This window comes from Streptomyces physcomitrii, from assembly GCF_012273655.1.
GTDB classification, from domain to species: domain Bacteria; phylum Actinomycetota; class Actinomycetes; order Streptomycetales; family Streptomycetaceae; genus Streptomyces; species Streptomyces physcomitrii.
Genome location: NZ_JAAWWP010000018.1, coordinates 77,048 through 97,227, shown reverse-complemented (window position 1 = coordinate 97,227; position 20,180 = coordinate 77,048). Strand labels below are relative to the sequence as shown.

General features: G+C 73.1%; 9 protein-coding genes. 3 read left to right on the top strand and 6 right to left on the bottom strand.

Going from position 1 to position 20,180, the window contains the following annotated elements; genetic code table 11:
- Positions 1-171: 171 nt before the first annotated feature.
- Positions 172-3,561, top strand: coding sequence for a GH92 family glycosyl hydrolase (locus tag HFV08_RS24735; RefSeq protein ID WP_168542585.1), 3,390 nt, complete (start codon positions 172-174; stop codon positions 3,559-3,561).
- A 117-nt stretch (positions 3,562-3,678) separates the two neighbouring features.
- Here HFV08_RS24735 and HFV08_RS24730 read toward each other — a convergent pair whose 3' ends face one another.
- The 6 genes from HFV08_RS24730 to HFV08_RS24705 form a co-directional block, all read right to left on the bottom strand.
- On the bottom strand, positions 3,679-5,022 hold the full coding sequence (locus HFV08_RS24730; RefSeq protein WP_168542583.1) for a lipase family protein: 1,344 nt from the start codon (positions 5,020-5,022) through the stop codon (positions 3,679-3,681).
- A 354-nt stretch (positions 5,023-5,376) separates the two neighbouring features.
- Positions 5,377-5,955 (bottom strand): dihydrofolate reductase family protein, encoded by a 579-nt coding sequence (locus HFV08_RS24725; protein ID WP_168542581.1) that lies wholly within the window; start codon positions 5,953-5,955, stop codon positions 5,377-5,379.
- Positions 5,956-6,673: 718 nt separating this feature from the next.
- Positions 6,674-7,474, bottom strand: a complete 801-nt coding sequence (locus HFV08_RS24720; protein WP_168542579.1) for an ABC transporter permease — start codon at positions 7,472-7,474, stop codon at positions 6,674-6,676.
- Positions 7,471-8,496: an ATP-binding cassette domain-containing protein gene (locus tag HFV08_RS24715; protein WP_168542577.1), complete on the bottom strand. Its 1,026-nt coding sequence runs from the start codon at positions 8,494-8,496 to the stop codon at positions 7,471-7,473. Before HFV08_RS24715 ends, HFV08_RS24720 begins: the two co-directional genes overlap by 4 nt.
- 27 nt (positions 8,497-8,523) lie before the next feature.
- Complete coding sequence (locus HFV08_RS24710; protein ID WP_168542575.1) at positions 8,524-8,730, bottom strand: MbtH family protein; 207 nt, start codon at positions 8,728-8,730, stop codon at positions 8,524-8,526.
- The gene (locus HFV08_RS24705; protein WP_168542573.1) at positions 8,727-19,145 is read right to left on the bottom strand and encodes a non-ribosomal peptide synthetase; all 10,419 of its coding nucleotides are present in this window, start codon (positions 19,143-19,145) and stop codon (positions 8,727-8,729) included. Before HFV08_RS24705 ends, HFV08_RS24710 begins: the two co-directional genes overlap by 4 nt.
- Here HFV08_RS24705 and HFV08_RS32165 point away from each other — a divergent pair.
- Both HFV08_RS32165 and HFV08_RS32415 read left to right on the top strand, forming a co-directional pair.
- Positions 19,144-19,269, top strand: coding sequence for a hypothetical protein (locus HFV08_RS32165; RefSeq protein WP_281373547.1), 126 nt, complete (start codon positions 19,144-19,146; stop codon positions 19,267-19,269). The two genes, HFV08_RS24705 and HFV08_RS32165, sit on opposite strands and share 2 nt — an antisense overlap.
- A gap of 323 nt (positions 19,270-19,592) precedes the next feature.
- Positions 19,593-19,892, top strand: a complete 300-nt coding sequence (locus HFV08_RS32415) for a hypothetical protein (protein WP_312885818.1) — start codon at positions 19,593-19,595, stop codon at positions 19,890-19,892.
- The last annotated feature ends 288 nt before the right edge of the window (positions 19,893-20,180 follow it).

Sequence of the window (20,180 nt, the reverse complement as noted above, 5' to 3'; positions counted from 1 at the left end):
GAGGCGTGGGGCGGCCCCGGCGTCGGGCGGACCCCCGTCCAAACCCTTGACAGCCCCGCCCGCGCCCAGAAGCATCTACCGGCAGATTCTGACAACGTTGTCTGGTCAAGTGCGCGCAACGGCCGGACAGTTCACCGCCCCGCCCCCCACCCGTACGCAGGAAGGGCAGCAATGGTGTCGTACAGATCCACCAGGCCGGACACGTCCCCCGCCCCGCCCGGCCGCCCCCGCGGGCGCCTGGCCCTCGCCGCCCTGGCGGCCGCCACCGCCCTCGCAGCCGCCGGTCTCACCGCCCCCGCGGCCACCGCGGCGACCCCCTCGGCCCCGGCGGCCGAGAAGCTGACCACCGACCCCGTCCCCTACGTAGACCCCCTGATCGGCAGCGCCAACCTCGGCAACACCTACCCCGGCGCGGTGGTCCCCTTCGGGATGCTGGCCTGGAGTCCGCAGAACTCGAAGGGGAGTCAGGTGGCGACGCCCGCGCCCGGCGGGTACCAGTACGACGCGACGCGGATCCGGGGCTTCAGCCTCACGCACCTGAGCGGGGTGGGGTGTTCGGGGGCCAACGGGGACATCCCGATCATGCCGCACGTCGGTGAGGTGACCTCCTCGCCGAGCGCGGACACCGAGGACGAGGTCTACGCGAGCACCTTCTCGCACCGGAACGAGAAGGCGGCCGCCGGGTACTACAAGGTCGGCCTGGACAGCGGGGCGAGCGCGGAGCTGACCACCACCGCGCGTACCGGCTCGGGACGCTTCGGCTTCCCCGCGGACAAGCCCGCGAGCATGCTCTTCCGTACCTCCAACTCCGAGACGGGCAGCACCGGTTCACAGGTGAAGGTGGACGCCGGGCGCCGTACCGTGACCGGCTCCGTCGACGCGGGCAACTTCTGCGGGCCGCAGAGCGAGAACAACCGCAGGAAGCTCTACACCCTGCACTTCACCGTCCGCTTCGACCGGCCCTTCGCCGCCTCCGGTACCTGGCAGGACGAGAAGCTGCGCCCCGGCACCGACGCGGCGCGCGGCGGCACCGGCTTCGACAAGAACGGCAGGCCGGTAGCGGGCAAGGGCTCGGGCGCGTACGTCACCTTCCCGGAAGGCACCCGGCAGGTACGGGCCCGGGTCGCGATCTCCTACGTCAGCGCGGCGGGCGCCGAGGCCAACCTCCGCGCGGAGAACCCGAGTTCGCGGAGCTTCGGGGCGGTGCGGTCGGCCGCCCGGGAGCAGTGGCGGCGGGCCCTCGGCCGGGTCCAGGTCGGCGGCGGCACCCGCGAGCAGCGCACCACCTTCTACACCGCGCTCTACCACGCGATGCTGGAGCCGACCCTCACCAGCGATACGGGCGGCCGGTACCGGGGCGCCGACGGCCGCACCCACCGCCTGACGAGGGGTCAGCACGCCCAGTACGGCACCTTCTCCGGCTGGGACCAGTACCGCAGCCAGGTGCAGTTGCTCGCGCTGCTCCAGCCGAAGGCCGCGAGCGACTATGCGCAGTCGCTCTTCAACTACGCCCGGCAGCGCGGCGGCGAGTGGGACCGCTGGCTGCTCCAGCACGGCAAGACCAGCGTGATGAGCGGGGACCCCTCGGCGCCCGCGCTCGCCGGGATGTACGCCTTCGGCGCCCGGGACTTCGATGTGAAGGGCGCCCTCTCCTCGCTGGTGCACGAGGCCACCGTGCCCACCGCCAACGACTCCAGCGACGCGGGCTGCAATGTCGAGTGCGTCGGCCAACGCCCGTCCCTGGACAAGTACTTGGCGAACGGCTACGTCCCCGCCGACGACTGCCACTGCTGGGGCGGCGCCGCCGAGACCCTGGAGGACAGCGCCGCGGACTTCGCCCTCGCCGAACTCGCGGGCGAGACCGGTGACTTCGCCACCCGGCGGACCTTCCTGAAGCGGGCCGGGAACTGGACCAAGGTCTTCGACCCGGGCGCCACCCCCGAGGGCGGCTATATGCGCGACCGCAAGGCGGACGGCTCCTGGGCGGGCGCGTCCTTCGACCCGGCCACCGAGCAGGGCTTCGTGGAGGGCACCAGCGCGCGCTACTCCTGGATGGTCTACTCGGACGTCGCCGGGCTGGCCGAGGCCATGGGCGGCCGGAAGCGGACCACCGAACGCCTGGACGCCTTCTTCCGCACCCCGGACGGGAAGTTCGACTTCTCCGCCGAGGACCCCACGCGCTACGACCCCACCAACGAACCCGACATCAACGCCCCTTACCTCTACGACTACTTGGGCGCCCCCTACAAGACCCAGGAGACCGTCCGCGCCGAGCTGGACCAGCTGTGGACCACCGGCCCGGGCGGCATCCCCGGCAACGACGACGCGGGCACCATGTCCGCCTGGTACGTCTTCTCGGCGCTCGGGATGTACCCGCAGGTCCCCAGCCGCGCCGACCTGGTGCTCTCCAGCCCCGTGTTCCCGCGGGCGGTCGTGCACACCGGAGGCGGCAAGAAGATCACCGTCCGGGCTCCGGGGGCCTCCGCGGAGAACATCTACATCCACGGCGTCGAGGTCAACGGCCGCTCCTCCGACCGGCCTTGGGTCCCCGCCTCCTTCGTGGAGCACGGCGGCACCCTGGACTACACCCTCGGCGGCAGCCCCGACACCTCCTGGGGCAGCGACCCGCGGGACGCGCCGCCCTCCTTCCGTACCGGGGAGTCGCCGTTCTTCGCCGGGACCGTGCCCGACCAGGTCAAGGCCGAGCCCGGCACCTCGGTACGGGCCGCCCTGGAGGTCTCCACGCTGCGCGACCGGCGAGTCCCGGTCCGCTGGTCCGCGAAGCCGCCGGAGGGGATCCGGGTGTCCCCGAGCCGGGGCGCCCTGACCGTGCCGAAGCGGGGGAGTGCCACCGCGAAGCTCTCGGTCACCGCGGCGGCGGGCACTCAACCCGGGCTTTACAAGGTGCCGTTGACGGTGTCCTCGGCGCAGGGCGGCAGCGTCCCGAAGGCCTGGCTCTCGGTGACGGTCGGTCAGCGCGGCACCCTCAGCTGGCTGGTCAACAACACCGGCATCTCCGCCGACGACACCGAGCCCACCGGCAACTTCGACGGCGGCGGCTGGAGTTACTCCGCCAAGGCCCTCGCCGCGGCGGGCGCGGTGCCCGGCGGGAAGGTCACGGCCGGCGGCTTCGACTTCAACTGGCCCCAGGTGAAGCCCGGTTCGCCGGACAACGTCCAAGTGGGCGGCGGCGAACAGGTGTTGGACCTCTCGGCCGGCTCCGCCGGTGCCACCCGGCTCGGGCTGCTCGGCAGCGCCGCCTCCGGCCCGAGCAGCGGAAGCCTCACCCTCACCTACGCGGACGGCAGCACCGAGAAGGCCGAGTTCGGCTTCAGCGACTGGACCCTGGGCGGCGGCAGCGAGGAGCCCTCGTACGGGAATGTGAAGGCGGTGCACACCCCGTACCGGACGGTCGAGGGCGGTACCACCGAGCCGGTGGACACCTATGTCTTCGCCACCGCCCCGATCCCGCTGCGCCCGGGCGCGCGGTTGGTGAGCGTGACGCTGCCGGAGTCGACCCAGGGCGGTGACCTGCACGTCTTCGCGGTGGCGACCTCCTGACGGTCGCCGCACCCGGGAGAGCACCGAGGCCGGGCCCCGCGAACCGCCGGGGCCCGGCCTCGGTGCTCTCCCGGTCAGGACCCGGCGGTCACGGGACCGGGCTCCGCGGTCCGGTCGTCACGACCCGGAGGTGGGCCGCTCCGGCTCCAGGGAGTTGCCCGCGGGGATGCGGCCGCAGTCGGAGGGTGCCTTCTTGCCCGCGAACCGGTCGTTGAGCCAGCCGAGCGCGCCCGGCGCCCAGACCGCGGCGCTCGGGAGATGGCTGAGCAGGCCGTACTGCTGGTAGCGGATGGAGTCGTTGCCGGTGGCGCAGTACTGCCGGGCGAGCGCCCGCACGTCCCCGGCGACCATGACCCCGTCGCCCCTGCCGATGCCCTCGGGATTGCCGAGGGTCCCCTCGGTGACGCCGCCGACGCCCTGCGCGATGTGCCCGGGGACGGTCGGGGTGGCGGCCGAGCCGAGGTTGACCTTGTTCACCGCCGTGACGAACTCCGGCACCGAGTTCGGGTCGGCGTACTCCGGCTTCGCCAGCTTCTTCCAGGTCAGCCCGGGGTAGTGGCCCAGGGCGTCGAGGAGGCTGCCGTCCTCCAGCTTCTCGTAGACCTCGACGCCGTAGGGGCTCATGTATTTCTTGAGGTCGATGTCGTACGAGCGGGCGACGCCGATGATCGCCATCGGGATGACCCCGGACCAGACCAGGGAGCCGCTCACGTACTTCAGGTTGTGCGCCGGGGCGACGAGCAGTCCGCCCTCGGTGAAGCCCACCAGGCGCTTGTTGACGTCCGGCGCGTACTCGGGGGCCCGGGCCGCCGCCCAGTTGGTGGCGATGGCGCCGCCGGAGTAGCCGATCAGGCCGACCCGGGTCGCGGCGTCCATCCCGGCCCCGGCCTCCGCGCGGGTCGAGGCGCGGATCGAGTCCAGGGTGTTGGCCCCGTACTCCGGTCCGGCGGCGAAGTCGGCCCGCTGCCCCTCGGTGTCCGGGATGATCACGTTGTAGCCCTGGAGCAGCAGCGGCGCCAGGAAGATGTTCTCGGCGTTGGCGATGAGCCCGCCGAGCCGGACATCGCCCGCGATGGCCCGGGACGGCGCGTCCTCCGGGTTGAGGGAGTCGTAGAAGGACTGGTACGAGACCGCCTTGGTGGAGTCGCCCTTGATGCTGCGCACCACGGTGGTGACATTGGCGGCGGGGCGGCCGAGCGCGTCGGTCGAGCGGTAGAGCAGCTGGATCGCCTTGACCGGCGTGGGGATGCCCACCACGTGATAGGTCAGCGTCCGCTTCTTCAGGACGTCTCCGGGCCGGTACGAGGAGAGCGGCTTGCCGCCGTCGTAGCGGTAGAAGGCGTCCTTCGCCGTGGCCGCGGCGGCTTCGGGCGCCGCCTCCGCCGTGGCGGCGGGGGCGATGCCCGCGGCGAGGGCGGTGACGACGGCGGCGGCCGGCAGCCGTACGGACTTCCTGGGCATGGGTCCCCCGGGGTGAGTGAACTGGAACACACTGGTGGTCTCGGAGGAAGGTATCCGGCGGTAACGCGGCTTCCTAGTCGCCGGATGAGCGTTCCCCCGGAACCGCGCGCCCCGATTCCGTACGCCAGGCGATTGCGCCGGGGCGGGGGACCTGCTAGGGCCTGTCTTTACACTCCCCTCGTCGCCCGGAGGGCGGCGTTGCGGCGTCTGGTGCGTGCTCTCGGTGTGCCGGGTGCAAGGTCTCGTACTGGACGTACTTGGCCTTGTGCCCGGTGCGGCGAGAGTGCGTGCCAGGCGTCGCGACGCAGAGGGGAGTGTGAAGACAGGCCCTAGGCGGGGCGCGCGTGGAGCGGTTCAGGTGTGCAGGGTCGGCCGGTAGACCAGCTCCTGGATGCGGCCGTCGAGGGTGCGGTGGTCGAGCAGTTCGAGGTCGAAGTCGGCCGCGCCCCGGAAGATCGGGTCGAGTCCGGTCCGGCCGGTGATCGCGGGGAAGAGCGTGACCTGGACGCGGTCGACGAGCCCGGCGGCCATCAGCGCCCGGTTCATCGACAGGCTGCCGTGCGAGCGCAGCGGCACCGCGGACTCCTCCTTCAGCCGGGCCACGACCTCGACGGCGTCGCCGCGCACCAGCTGTGCGTCCGGCCAGTCCAGGGGGCCTTCCAGGGTGGTCGACACCACCGTGGCCGGCATGTTCCGCATCCGCGTGACCCAGGGGTCGCGTACATCGGAGTCCTCGGTGCTCGACGCCAGCATCGCGGCGAACGCCCGGTAGGTGCCCGCCCCGAAGACCATCCGCTGCTCCTCGGCGTACAAGTCGAGGCGGTGGTCGAGGAGTTCGGGGCCCTGCTTGCCCCAGTAGCCGGTCCAGTCGCCCCCGGCGGCGCCGAAGCCGTCGAGACTGGAGAAGACGTCGAAGGTGTAGGTGGCGGTCATGGTGTTCTCCTCGGTGCGGCCGATGGGTCTGTCGACGGAGTCCGCCGACGGGATCCGACGGGATCCGACGGGATCCGACGGGATCCGACGGGATCCGACGGGATCCGACGGGATCCGACGGGGTCCGCCGGGGTCCGTCGATGGGGTCTCCGGAAGGGAGACCGGCCATCACGACAAGAGTCATCGCCCGGGCCGGAGGAGAAGTGCGGCACGCCGAGCGGGCCGGGGCGGGCGGCTCCGGCACAACCCGGGTGCCCGTACGGGGCCCCTGGCCGCTCGGCACCGCACCCGGAACATGCCGAGGGCGAGGCCCGAAGACCCCGCCCGAAATCACCGGCCCCTCAGCTCAAGGCCACACCGGACGGTACGGCTGATGTCCCGCCTCGTGCAGCCGGTGGCTGAAGTCCTGCCATGCGGGGAGGGATTGGTGAGGGGAGGGCGCTGACCTGGGGGTTCGCAAGAGAATGTGCGTCGGCCTGGGAAAGCCCCCGCAGCTTGTCCCCGATGACCAGCCGTCGGTGGAAGCCGTCGGCCACTGAGCATCGGTTCGGCACTGAATGCCCGCACAGCCCGGGGCAGTCCGCCTGGTGTCCGAGCGAGGTGAAGGCCGGTCCGGGCCGTGGACGGCCGGAGGCCCGCCGCTGCGGTGTCCGGCTCCTTGCCGGATCGCCCGCCGCAAGCAGCGTGCTCGTCCCGGGTGGGTGGCGTGGGCGGTTCGTCAGACCAGAGAGATCCTGCGGAAGCGGCGCAGGGACAGGGCCATGAACACGGCGGTGATCAGTGCCGCGCAGCCGAGTGCGTAGGGGAGGGCGTGGACGACGGGCCAGGCGGTGCCGGGGTCGGTGCCGGGCGGGGGCGGGTTGCCGAGCAGGTCGCGGACGGCGGTCGCGGTGGCGGAGACCGGGTTCCACTCGGCGACGGTCCGGAGGGGGCCCGGCATGGTGCGGGTGGAGACGAAGGAGGAGGAGACGAAGGTGACCGGGAAGAGCCAGATGAGCCCGGCGCTCTGCGCCACCTCGACGCTGCGGGCCATCAGGCCGATGGCGGCGCCGACCCAGGACATGGCGAAGGCGAAGAGCAGGATGAGCAGGTAGGCGAGGACGGCCTCGAGGGCGGATCCGCCGACGCGCCAGCCGACGAGCAGGCCGCACAGCGAGGTCACCGTGAGGGTGACGACGCTCATCGAGAGGTCGGAGAGGGTGCGCCCGAGGAGGACGGCCATGCGGGGCATCGGCAGCGAACGGAAGCGGTCGACGATGCCGTTGTCGAGGTCCTTGGCGAGCCCGAGGGCGGTGAAGGCGGCGTTGAAGGTGACCGCCTGGGCGAAGATGCCGCCCATCAGGAAGGTGCGGTAGTCGCCGCCGCCGAGGCTGCCGCCGAAGACGTAGGCGAGCAGCAGGACGAACATCACCGGCTGGATCAGGGCGGCGATGACGGAGCCGGGGGTGCGGCGCAGGTTGAGCAGGTTGCGCCAGGCGACGATGGTGGCGTCGCGCGGGATGCGGTGCACGGCGCTCATGCGCGGCTCCCCGTGGTCAGGGCTGCCGCGGCGTCCGGCTCCGCGGGAACCGGGCCCGGGGGCGGTGCTCCGCCGGTGAGTTCGAGGAAGACGTCGTCGAGGGTGGGCGGCGCCAGTTCCACGTCGCGCACGGTGACTCCCCAGCCGCGCAGCAGGGAGAGGGCGTACTCCAGGCTGTGGGCGCCGTGTTCGACGGCGACGGTGAAGCGGCCGGTGCGGGGGTCGTGGTCGCAGCGGTGCGGGCCGAGGGAGTCGAGGAGCTCGCCGACCGGTGCGACCGCGCGCGGATCGGCGACGGTCAGGGTCAGCCGCTCGCCGCCGATCCGCGCCTTGAGCTGCGCGGCGGAGCCACGGGCGATCACGCGGCCCCGGTCGATGACGGCGATGCTGTCGGCCAGTTGGTCGGCCTCTTCGAGGTACTGGGTGGTGAGCAGCACGGTGGTGCCCTCGCCGACCAGGTCGCGTACCGCCTTCCAGGTGTCGGCGCGGCCGCGGGGGTCGAGGCCGGTGGTGGGTTCGTCGAGGACGACGACCTCGGGCCGGGCGACGAGCGCCCCGGCCAGGTCGAGGCGGCGGCGCATCCCGCCGGAGAAGGTGCCGCTCGGCCGGTCCGCCGCCTCCTCCAGGCGGAATTCGCCGAGGAGCCGGTCGGCGCGGCGCCGGGCGGCCCGTCGGCCCATGCCGTAGAGGCGGGCCACCAGGTAGAGGTTCTCGCGCCCGGTCAGCTTCTCGTCGACGGCGGCGTACTGGCCCGAGAGGCCCAGGTGCTCGCGTACGCCCTCGGGGTCCGCGAGGACGTCCCGTCCGGCCACCTCGGCGCGGCCCGCGTCGGGGCGCATCAACGTCGTGAGGATGCGCACCGTGGTGGTCTTCCCCGCGCCGTTCGGGCCGAGGACGCCGAGGACGGTGCCGCGCGGGGCCTCCAGGTCGACCCCGGCGAGTGCCTGCTTCGCGCCGAAGCGCTTGACGAGGCCTTCGGCGCGGATGGCCGGGGCCGGTGGTGCCGGACGAGACGTCATCATTGCCTTTCTCGGTGGTCGAGGGCCGGATCAGCCGACGGCGATGCGGGCGCTGCGGGGAGTGAGGTCCGTCCAGTTGCGGTCGACGTAGTCCAGGCACTCCTCGCGGGCGGCGGGGCCGTGCACGCTCTCCCAGCCGTCGGGGACGGAGGCGAAGGCGGGCCACAGGGCATGCTGCCCCTCGTCGTTGACGACGACGCGGTGCTCGGTCTGGGGGTCGTCGAAGGGATTGGTCACGAGGCTTCTCCTGACGGGGTGGGGAGGAGGGCGCGCAGCTGCGCGGCCACCGTGGTGCCGATCTGTTCACGGCCGGGCGGCCGCATCATCTGGGCGTGTGCGCAGGGCACGTCGTGCCGGTCGATCGGACCGGTCACGTAGGGCGCCCAGAGGTCGGTGCCGAAGGCGTCCGCGGGACGGCCCTCGGTGGCGTTGAAGAACAGCAGCGGGCCGTGGAAGGCGCGCGGGGTGTAGGCGCGCATCAGCCGGGCCTGTCCCGCGAAGTTGTCCACCATCCGCTCGATCGTGGGCGGTTCGAGTCCACCCAGCGGGCTGCCGAGGCGGCGCAGTTCGTCGCGTACAGCGGTGGCGTCGACGGCGGTGTCCTCGGGGAGCAGCTCCTCGTCGACCCCGAGGTTGCTCAGCAGGGCCCGGAAGACGGTGTCGCGGTCCGCGCTGTCCAGGCTGTCCAGCGGCGCGAGCGGGAAGGCGTCGAGGATGGCGAGCAGGGCCACCTCCTCGCCCGCTTCCTGCAGTTGGACCGCGACCTCCTGGACGACGTTGCCGCCGAAGGACCAGCCGAGCAGGCGGTACGGTCCGTGCGGCTGGACGGTGCGGATCTCCTGTGCGTAGACCGCGGCCATGGCCTCGATGCCGGCGGGGAAGGGCGCCTCGCCGTCCAGGTTCGGTGTCTGGAGTCCGTAGAGCGGCTGGTCTGGGTCGAGGTGGGGCAGCAGCCCCGCGTACGACCAGGCGAGACCGCCCGCGGGGTGGACGCAGAACAGGGGCGGCAGCTCGCCCTTGGTGCGCAGGGGCAGCAGGGTGGCCAGGGAGTTGTCCTCGCCGCCGTCGAGGAGTCGTGCGCCGAGCGCGGCGACCGTGGGGGCCTCGAAGAGGGCTCGGATGCCGACCTCGACTCCGAGGGCGTCGCGGATGCGTGTGATGAGGCGGGTGGCGAGCAGTGAGTGGCCGCCGAGGGCGAAGAAGTCGTCGTCGACGCCGATCTGCTCGAGGCCGAGGACCTCGGCGAAGAGGGCGCACAGCACGTCCTCGCGCGGGTTGCGCGGACCGCGGCCGCCGGTGCCCGTCTCGGGGGTGGCGGGCGCGGGCAGGGCGGCCCGGTCGAGCTTGCCGCTCGGGGTGAGCGGGAGGCTCTCCACGACCTTCCAGGCGGTGGGGACCATGTGGCCGGGCAGGTGCGCCGCGCAGTGTGCGCGGAGGGAGGCGATGCCGGGTGCCTCGCCGGGCTGTGCGGGGACCACCCAGGCGGCCAGCCGGGTGCCGAGCCGCCCGTCCTCGTGGACGGCGACCGCGGCCTGTACGAGGGCCGGGTGCTTCCGCACGACGGTGGCGATCTCGTCGGGTTCGACGCGGAAGCCGCGGATCTTGACCTGGTCGTCCGCGCGGCCCTCGAAGAGGAGGGAGCCGTCCGCGGTGCGGCGGGCCCGGTCGCCGGTGCGGTACATGCGGGCACCGGGTGGTCCGAACGGGTCCGGGACGAAGCTTCGGGCGGTCTCTCCGGGGCGGCCGAGGTAGCCGAGGGCGAGGCTGTCGCCCGCCAGGTGCAGGTCGCCGACGGCACCGGGCGGCACCGGACGGAGCCGGGTGTCCAGAAGGTAGGCACGGGTGCCGGTCACCGGGCTGCCGAGCACCGGCTGCCCGCCGCCGACCGGGCCGGTGAGGGTGTCCACCGTCGCCTCGGTGGGCCCGTAGAGATTCCAGCACCGGAGGTCCCCGGTGCCGTCGCCCAGCTCGCGCCACAGACTCTCGGGTACCGCCTCCCCGCCGAGGGCCAGGACCCGCGGGCCGGGTGCGTGCGGGGCGAGCAGTCCGGCGTCCAGGAGCTGCCGGGCGTAGGTCGGCGTGGTCTCCAAGACATCGAGTCCTGCTGTTCGCACCCGGTCCACCAGGGCCTCGGGGTCACGCCGGGTCAGGTCGTCGATCAGGTGCAGTTCGTGCCCGTCGCACATCCACAGGATCGGGTCCCAGGACGCGTCGAAGGAGAGGGAGGCGGTGAGCGCCACCTTCAGCCGCTCCCCGGTGCCGCGGACGGCCGAGGCGAAGAGGTGCTCCCGGTGGTGGCCCAGGAGACGGGCGAGGGAGCCGTGCCCGACCAGGACTCCCTTGGGGCGCCCGGTGGATCCGGAGGTGTGGACGAGGTAGGCGGGATCCGCGGGACCGGGCGGGGGGCCCGGCCGGACCGCTTCCCGGGCGAGCGCGGCGGCCACGGGGGCGCTGTCGAGGAGCAGACGAGCCTGCTCCCCGGGTATGCGGCTGGCCGTCTCCCGCGTGGTGACGACGGTACGGGGGCGGGTGTCGTCCAGGAGCAGCGCGAGCCGGGCGGGTGGCAGGCCGGGATCGAGCGGCGCGTAGACGGCCCGGGCCCGCAGCACGGCGAGCAGCGCGGTGAGCGAGTCCGCCGAGCGGGTGAGCAGCACGGAGACCGGTTCGCCGGGCCGTACGCCTTCCTCCGTGAGGAGGGCCGCCAGTCGGCCGGCACGCGCGTCGAGTTCGGCGAAGGTCAATCGCCCGTCGGGCGCGACGACCGCGAGGTCGTCCGGGCGGGAGGCCGCGGTCCGGGCGAAGTGGGCCACCACCGTCTCCGGGCCGTCCTCGGGCGGGCACGGTCCGGTACCGAGGGCGAGTTGCTGCGCCTCCTCTCCCGGCAGCAGGACGGTCAACTCCCGCAGCGGGGTGTCCGGTGCGGCGGTCGCCTGCTCGACCAGCCGCACGAACCGCCGGGCGAGCAGCTGGGCGGACGCGAGGTCGAAGAGGTCCCGGTCGAATTCGAGGGTGCCGTCCATGACGGCGGCGGGATCGGGCTCCTGGACGGATCCCGCCTGTCCGGCGCCGTGCGGGGCCTGGCGCGTGGGGCGCAGACTCAGGGACAGGTCGAACTTCGTGCCGCCGGTCGCGACGGGCTCCACTCGTGCTTCCAGACCGGGCAGCCGCAGGCTGGGCGGCGGGGTGTTGTCGAGCGTGAGCATCACCTGGAACAGGGGATGGCGGCCGAGGGAGCGGGCCGGCCGCACTTCCTCGACCAGACGCTCGAAGGGGATGTCCTGGTGGGCGTAGGCGGCGAGGTCCGTCTCCCTGGCCCGGCCGAGGAGTTCGCGGAAGGTGAGATCGCCGGTGGCGCGCACCCGCAGCGCGAGGGTGTTGACGAAGAAGCCGACCAGACCGTCGAGCGCCTCGTCGGTACGTCCGGCGATCGGCGTGCCGACGGTGAGGTCCTCGTCGCCGCCGAGCCGGTGGAGCAGTGCCGTCAGCGAGGCGTGCAGCACCATGAAGACGCTGGAGCCGCTCGCCCGCGCCAGGTCCGCCACGGCCGCCGTTGCCTCAGGGCCGAGCCGCAGTCCGACGAGACCGCCCTCGCCCGAGGGCACGGTCGGCCGTGCCCGGTCGGCGGGCAGCGAGGTCTCCTCCGGGGCACCGGCCAACTGGGCTTTCCAGTAGTCGAGTTGCCGGACGGCCACCTCCTCGGGCGCGCCGGTCCCGCCGAGCAGCGCGCGTTGCCACAGGGTGTAGTCGGCGTACTGCACGGGCAGTGCGTGCCGGCGCGGGGCCGAGCCGCCCGCGCGCGCTGCGTAGGCACCTGCCAGGTCCTGGGCCAGCGGGCCCATGGACCAGCCGTCCGCCGCGATGTGATGGACCGTCACGAGCAGTGCGTGGCGGTGCGCGTCCAGGGTGAAGAGGCGGGCACGCAAGGGCGGTTGACGGCTGAGGTCGAAGGGTTCCGCGGCGGCGGCCCGCAGGGCGGTGGCGAGTCCGTGCTCGGCCGTCGCGGTCTCCGGCAGTTCCACGGCGGCGTCACCGGCGCCGAGGACGATCTGGACGGGGCCCTCGGAGCCGTCCCGGAAGACGGTGCGCAGGCTCTCGTGCCGTTCCACCACATCGGCCAGCGCTCCCCGCAGGGCCGCCCGGTCGAGTGCGCCGTCCAGCCGGATGACGACCGGCAGATGGTACGAGGGGTCCTCGGGGTTCATCCGGTGCAGGAACCACACCCGCTGTTGCGCGTACGACAGGGGAAGCGGGTCGGGGCGGACCGCGCGGCGCAGTGCCGGGCGCGCGGCCGCCGCGTCCCGCAGCCGCTCGGCGAGCAGGGCCGGGGTGGGCGCCTCGAAGAGGGCGCGTACCGGGAGTTCGGCGCCGAAGGCGGAGCGGATCCTGCCGATCACCCGGGTGGCGAGCAGCGAGTGGCCGCCCGCGTCGAAGAAGTCGTCGTCGCGTCCGATCCGATCGAGGTCCAGCGCCTCGGCGAAGAGCGCGCACAGGATCTCCTCCTGGGGCGTACGCGGAGCGGCCCGCTCCTCGGTGTCCGGAGGGTCGGACACCGTGAGGGCGGCGAAGTCGGTCTTGCCGTGGGCGGTGAGGGGCAGCGCGTCCACCACCGACAGCCTCGCGGGCACCATGTAGGCGGGAAGCCGTTCCCTGGCGAAGGAGCGCAGGTCGGAGGAGGCGAGGGGCTGTCCCTCCCGGTTGACCGCCCAGGCGAGCAACCGGGCCGTGCCGGTGTCGTCCTCGCGTACGGTGACCGCGGCGTCCGCCACCGAGGGGTGCCGGGCCAGGACGGCCTCGACCTCGCCGGTCTCGACGCGGAATCCGCGGACCTTGACCTGCCCGTCGGCGCGGCCCACGTACTCCAGGCGTCCGCCGCGCCGCCTCACCAGGTCCCCGGTGCGGTACATGCGGCTGCCGACAGGTCCCCAGGGGTCGGGGAGGAAGCGGTCGGCGGTGGCCGGGCCCTGCCTCTCGTATCCGCGGGCCAGCCCCGGACCGCTCAGGTACAGCTCACCGACCACGCCGGGTGCCACCGGCTGGAAGCGCGAGTCCAGGACCCGGGCCCGGGTGCCGGCGACGGGATCGCCGAGGTGCGGGGCGGTACCCGGGGTGAGCGGTGCGACGAGGGCGTCGACGGTGGCCTCGGTGGGACCGTACAGATTCCACGCCTCCACGCCTTCCAGCTCGCTCAGGGCGGTCCAGAGCCCCTCGTTGACCGCCTCGCCGCCCAGGGCGACCAGCCGGGGGTGCGCCTGCGCGCGGTCGAACAGGCCGCAGGAGCGCAGCTGCTCCAGGAAGGACGGGGTCGTCTCGATCACGTCGACGGCGTGCTCGCGCAGGTAGGCGGTGAGGCGCTCGGGGTCCGTACGGGTGGCGTCGTCCACGAGGTGCAGTTCGTGGCCCGCGACCATCCACAGCAGCGGGTCCCAGGAGGCGTCGAAGGTCATCGCCGCGGTGAGCGCCACCCGCAGGGGGGCGCCGCCGACGGCGTGCTCGGCGGGTCCGATCAGCCTTTCCTGGTGGGTGGCGAGGAGATTGGTGAGCGCGTGGTGTTCGACCACGACGCCCTTGGGCCGGCCCGTGGACCCCGAGGTGTAGAGCACGTACGCGGCGTCGCACGGCCGGGGCGGGAGGGGCGACGGGCTGTCCGGGCGCCCCAGGGCGGCGGTGTCGTCCACGAGGAGCAGTGCCCAGTCCTCGACCGGGGGCAGCCTGTGGCTCAGCCCGCTCGTGGTGACCAGGAGCGCGGGTCGCGCCGTCTCGACGATCAGCCGGTTGCGGTCACGAGGACCATGGGGATCCAGCGGCACGTGGACCGCGCCCGCGCGCAGCACCCCGAGCAGCGCGACCACGTAGCCCGCCGTACGCGGCAGGGCGACGGCCACCCGGTCGCCGTGCGCCACTCCCGCCGCTCGCAGCAGCCGGGCGAAGTCCTCCACCCGGCGGTGCAGTTCGTGGAAGGCGAGGGTTCCGTCCGCGTCCACCACGGCGACGCGGTCGGGGGTGACGATGGCGCGCGTGGCCAGGACGTCCAGGAGCGTCGCGCTCCGACCGTCCCCCGAAGCGGCGCCGGAGCTCTGGGTGGGGTACGGCGGTTCGCCCAGGGCCGTGTCCCGCTGGCTGCCGGTGAGGAACGCGATGTCGGTGAAGGGGCGGTCCGGGGCGTCGAGGAGGGCGGTGAGCAGCCGGGTGAAGTGGGCGGCGAAACCCTGCGCCGTCGCCTCGTCGAAGAGGTCCTCGCTGAACTCCAGGACACCGTCGATCCCGGCGGGAGCGCCGTCCGCGCCGAAGTGCTCGGCCAGGTCCCAGGTCAGGTCGAACTTGGCGCCGGGACGGCCGAAGGAGGGGTCGTGGCGCACGTCGAGGCCGGAGAGCGCCAGTTGCGGCGCGGGCGTGTTGTTGAGGCTGAGCATCACCTGGAACAGCGGGTGCCGCGCGGGAGTGCGCGGCGGGTTCAGCTCCTCCACCAGTCGCTCGAAGGGGAGTTCCTGGTGGGCGTACGCCTCCAGGTCCCCCGCCCTGACACGGTGCAGGAGTTCACGGAAACCGGGTGCTCCCGAGGTGTCGGTGCGCAGCACCAGGGTGTTGACGAAGAAGCCCACCAGGTCGGTGAACTCCTCCTCGGTACGTCCGGCCACCGGGGTGCCCACCACGATGTCCTCACCGGCACCGAGCCGGCTCATCAGAGCCGCGAGCGCGCCGTGCAGCACCATGAAGGAACTGACACCGCACTCCGTCGCGATCTCGGTGAGCAGGCGGTGGACCGCCGCTTCCACTCGCACTCCGGTCGCACCGCCCCGCCCTGAGCGGTGCGCCGTCCGCCGCCGGTCGGCGGGCAGGGTGACCTCCGCGGGCAGACCCCGCAGGGCCTCGCGCCAGTGGGCCAGCTGCGTGTGGGCCAGGCTGCCCGGGGTGGTCGTGGCGCCGAGGGCCTCCCGCTGCCACAGGGCGTAGTCCGCGTACTGGAGCGGCAGTGGCTTCCAGGCGGGCACACTGCCCGCCCGACGGGCCGCGTAGGCCGCCGAGAGATCCCTCAGGAGGGGAGCGAGCGACCAGCCGTCCACGGCGATGTGGTGCAGGGTCAGGACGAGGAGCGCCTCCTCGGGCCCGGTGCGGAGCAGTTGCCCGTGCAGGGGGAGGTCGCGGTCCAGCGCGAACTCCGGGACACGGGGACGGGGTACCGCGGGTCCGTCCGCGGGGTGGTCCGTCACCTCCAGTCCGATCCGGGCCTCCCGTGGCGGCAGGATCACCTGGAAGGCTCCCTGCGCGTCCTCCTTGATCAGGGTGCGCAGGCTCTCGTGCTGGTGGACCAGGTCGGTGAGGGCGGCGGACAGCGCCGCCGCGTCGAGGTCGCCGCGCAGCCGCAGGGCGAGCGGCAGGTGGTAGGCGGTGCCGCCCTCGCCGAGCCGCTCCAGCATCCACAGCCGCTCCTGCGCGTGCGAGAGCGGCAGGCGCCCGGGGCGGGGCCGCGGGCGGGCCGAGGGCGTCGACGCCCGTTCCGCGGAGGCCAGCAGGCGGGCCACCGCCGCCGGAGTGGGCGCGTCGAAGAGCGCTCCGATCGAGAGGTCCACGCCGAAACGGCGGCGTGCGCGGCTCACCAGGCGGGTGGCCAGCAGGGAGTGACCGCCCAGCGCGAAGAAGTCGTCCTCGCGCCCGACATGGGGCACGTCGAGGACCACGGCGAAGAGTTCGCACACCGCACGTTCTTCCGGTGTGCGCGGTTCCCCGCCCGCGCCCGCGCCGACCGGCCGGGCCGGTGGCAGGCCCGCCGCGTCGAGCTTGCCGTTCGCGGTGAGCGGGAGCCGTTCGACCGCCGCCCAGAGCGCCGGGACCAGGTGGTCGGGCAGCATCCGGCCCAGGGACTCGCGCGCCTCGGCGAGTTCCACGGACCGTCCGCCCGCCGGTACGACATAGGCGGCGAGGCGTTCACCGCCGTCCCCGGGGGCGGCCACGACCGCCGCGTCGCCGACTCCGGGAAGAGCGCGCAGCGCGGACTCGATCTCGCCGGTCTCGACGCGGAATCCCCGGATCTTCACCTGCTGGTCGCTGCGGCCGAGGAACTCCAGCGTGCCCTCGGTACTCCAGCGCGCGAGGTCGCCGGTGCGGTACATCCTGCTGCCGGGGCCCGCGAAGGGGTCGGGGAGGAAGCGGTCGGCGGTGAGGCCGGACTGCCCCGCGTAACCCCGGGCCACCCCCGCACCGCCCAGATAGAGCTCTCCCGCGACGCCCACCGGCAGTGGATGCAGACCCGAGTCGAGTACGTAGGCGAGGGCACCGGCCACCGGGCGTCCGATCGAGGGGGCGGTGCCCTGGACACGGGCGGTCACCGCGTTCACGGTCGCCTCGGTAGGGCCGTAGAAGTTGAAGACCAGCAGATCCGAGCGGCCGGTGAGTTCCTCCCAGAGGGCCTCGTCGACGGCCTCACCGCCCAGGGCCACCACCCGCGGTCCGGCGGAGCCGGGGTCGAGCAGCCCGGCCGACATGAGCTGGCGCAGGAAGCTGGGCGTGGTCTCGACGGCGTCGATGCGTTCCGCCGCCAGGAAGGCCGCGAGCGCTTGCGGATCACGGCGGGTGGCCTCGTCGACGAGATGGAGTTCGTGTCCGGCGACCATCCACAGCACCGGGTCCCAGGAGGCGTCGAAGGAGGCGGCGGCGGTGAGAGCGACCCGGAGCCTGCGCCCGAAGACCCGCTCGGCCTGCGTGTACGCCTCCGCGCGGTGGTGTGCCAGGAGGTTGCTGAGCGAACGGTGCTCGACGACCACGCCCTTGGGCCGCCCCGTGGAGCCGGAGGTGTAGATGACGTATGCGGGGTCGTGCGCGGAGGGGTGCGGCGGGGTGGTGGGCACGGCGCCGGGGGAGGGGCGCCGATCCGCGGTCACCAGGGGTACGGAGCCGTCCGGATCCACCCGCCGGGCGGTCTCCGGGGTGGCCGTCAGGACCGTCGGCCGCGCGTCGTCGAGCATGTGGACCAGGCGCTCGGTGGGGTAGCCGGGGTCCAGCGGTACGTAGGCGGCACCTGCCCGCAGGACGGCGAGCATCGCCACCACGAGGTCCACGGAGCGGGGCAGCCCGACCGCGACCCGGGTGCCGGGGCCCGCACCGGTGTCGGCCAGTACCGAGGCGAGAGCCGCGACGCGGTCCTCCAGCTGCCGGAAGGTCAGGGAGGCGCCGCCGGCGACCACTGCGGTGAGCTCGGGGGTGCGTGCCGCCTGGGCGGAGAACTCCTCCGAGAGTGTGGCGAAGGCACCGGAACCCTCCGAGGCGCGTTCGCTGCGCCCGAGTTCGAGCAGCCGCAGGTGCTCGCCCTCGGCGGTGGTGCGCAGCGCACCGACCCTCAGGCCGGGGTCGGAGGCGAAGGCGGAGAGCAGCCGCAGCAGACGCGTGTGGTGGCCTTCCAGCGAGGCGCGGGTGTGCACTGCCGGGTTGCCGAGGACGTCGATCCGCAGGCCGCCGTCCGTGAAGGAGCCGTGCACCGCCACCACGAGGTCGTCGACCGGGCCCACCGACAGGTTGTGCAGGGTCGCCGTATGAGGACCGAAGCGGAGGGTGTCGTCGAAGGCCATGACGTTCACCGCCGGACCGGTCAGCCGGTCCGCGGGGCTGGTCAGGCCCTGGTCTCGGCGAATCCTTTCTGTCGGGTAGCGCTGGTGCCGGAGCACCTTGCGGGCCGCCGCCGAGGCGCGCTTCGCCACGTCGGCCACCCGGTCGGAGGGGGACACCGTCAGTCGCACCGGCAGTACGCCGGAGAGCATGCCGGGAGTGGAGCGGGCGAGTTCGGTACGTCTGCCCGTCACCGGCAGACCGAGGACCACCTCGCCCAGCCCGCGGCTGCGGTGCAGATACACCGCGGTGGCCGCCATGAAGAAGACCGGCCAGGCCACCCCGGCGGACCTGGCCGCCGACCGGAGACGGGCGGTGCGCTCGGCGTCCAGCGTCCTGCTGACCGCGACGAAGCCGTGGGCGGCGGTCGGGGCTCCCTCCTCGAACCCTGCCGGAGCGGGCGCTCCGTCGAGGTACGTGCTCCAGAACTCCCGGTCGGCCGCGCACTGTTCGGAGGCCAGGTAGTCCCGCTCCTCGGTGAGCAGCGGCCTGAGGGGACGGGGCTCCACGGGCACCGGCTCGCCGCCGTCCGCGGCGAGCCGGGTGTAGACGTCGGCGATGCGGGCGAGTGCGAGCGCGGCGCTGTAACCGTCCAGGGCGAGGTGGTGCACCTGCTGGTGGAAGAAGAACAGCCGGTCGGCCAAGCGGTAGAGGGTCAACCGGATCAGCGGGCCGGTCGAGGTGTCCGCCGGGCGGCCGAGGTCCGCCGCCATCCGCCGCTGCGCCTCGCGCTCCGGCTCCGGCTCCGCGGAGAGGTCGACGAGGTCCACGTCGAGTGCGGACTCGGCCCCGACCCGCTGGTACGGAACGCCGTCCCGCTCGCCGAAGACCAGCCGCAGCGCGTCCGTCTCCCCGGCGACGTGCCGTACGGCCGCGCGGAGCACCTCATGGTCGACCGCGCCGGGTATGACCGCGTATTCGGCGATGTTCCAGCCGGGATTTCCCGGGTCGATCTTCTGCGCGAACCAGATTCCCTGCTGAGCGGCAGTCAGTTCCTGCACGATGCCTGCTCCGGACGTGTTCTCCGTGGCCCCCGTGTTTCCGGAGTCGGTCATGAAGGAATTCACCTCTCGGCTCGGTGATGCTCGAATTCCGGATTCGCAGGGACGGCTGGTCGGCGCCGCGGCCTGGCAGGCAAGAAAGGTCATCCGCACATGCGGTGAATTCCTGCATCCGTGACGCCGCAGATATCTGCTGGTTCAGGAGACCGCCGCAGCCGGCCACGGCCCGCGGCAACCCCCTCGTTGTGTCCGGGCACAACGAGGTGAGTCCCCGTCATGTCGGCTTTTTCTCGGTTGCGTTGCTGTGGAAGCCTTCGGGGCCGTGGTCCAGATGGATTGCTCGTGTGTCACAGGTCACATCAACCCCATGCGGTTGGAGAACCGTACAACCGCCGCCCGGGCCGCTTCCGCGGCATCCGCACCAATCCGGGGAGCCGGCCGCTCCGAAGGGAGGGGGCATCTGTGTATTCCTCGAACCCGGAGATGATCTTGAATAAGTCGATGACATCCCGCCGTTGGTGGGCGCTGCCGATATCCGCCGCACTTCTGCTGGTTTCCGCGGGTGCCGCGGGGGCGACCACCGGTGACTCCGGATCCGCCGAGTCCCGGACACTGTCCACGCGTGCGGCTGGTGAGCCTTCGCCACTCGCCGCTCTCGCCGACGCCTACCGCGGAGTTCAGGGAGGAAATCTCTGCCTGCTGTCGCAGTGCACGGTCGGCGACTCCGGACCGAATTCCGGACCGAGCAACACCCAGGGTTTCAATCTCTGCCTGCTTGCCCTGTGCACCGTGCGTCCGTGAGGCTGCGCCGGTCCCTCGGGGGAGGTGTACGGCCCACTGTTCTCCGTGTGTGCGGGCGCCGAACCTGATGTGTGAGTCCCTGTCGACGCGCTCGTCGTGGTCGACCGGGCGGAGATCGCGGCGGCTCAGGAGCGCCCGCGTATCGACCGGGACCACGACGGGAGCGTCGACGCGGGTGAGGCGCACCGCTACGCCGCCGCCCAATGCGCCCGGCTGGCCGACCAGTACACCGGTGCGCTGCGCGCTTCCGGGCGTTCCTCGACGCAGCCGCGTACGGTCCCCGTTCCT

Bases quoted from the DNA above. Each gene is read 5' to 3' on its own strand.
- HFV08_RS24730 (WP_168542583.1), bottom strand. From the start codon at position 5,022: ATGCCCAGGAAGTCCGTACGGCTGCCGGCCGCCGCCGTCGTCACCGCC.
- HFV08_RS24735 (WP_168542585.1), top strand. From the start codon at position 172: ATGGTGTCGTACAGATCCACCAGGCCGGACACGTCCCCCGCCCCGCCC.
- HFV08_RS32165 (WP_281373547.1), top strand. From the start codon at position 19,144: ATGAAGGAATTCACCTCTCGGCTCGGTGATGCTCGAATTCCGGATTCG.
- HFV08_RS24705 (WP_168542573.1), bottom strand. From the start codon at position 19,145: ATGACCGACTCCGGAAACACGGGGGCCACGGAGAACACGTCCGGAGCA.
- HFV08_RS24725 (WP_168542581.1), bottom strand. From the start codon at position 5,955: ATGACCGCCACCTACACCTTCGACGTCTTCTCCAGTCTCGACGGCTTC.
- HFV08_RS32415 (WP_312885818.1), top strand. From the start codon at position 19,593: ATGACATCCCGCCGTTGGTGGGCGCTGCCGATATCCGCCGCACTTCTG.
- HFV08_RS24720 (WP_168542579.1), bottom strand. From the start codon at position 7,474: ATGAGCGCCGTGCACCGCATCCCGCGCGACGCCACCATCGTCGCCTGG.
- HFV08_RS24715 (WP_168542577.1), bottom strand. From the start codon at position 8,496: ATGATGACGTCTCGTCCGGCACCACCGGCCCCGGCCATCCGCGCCGAA.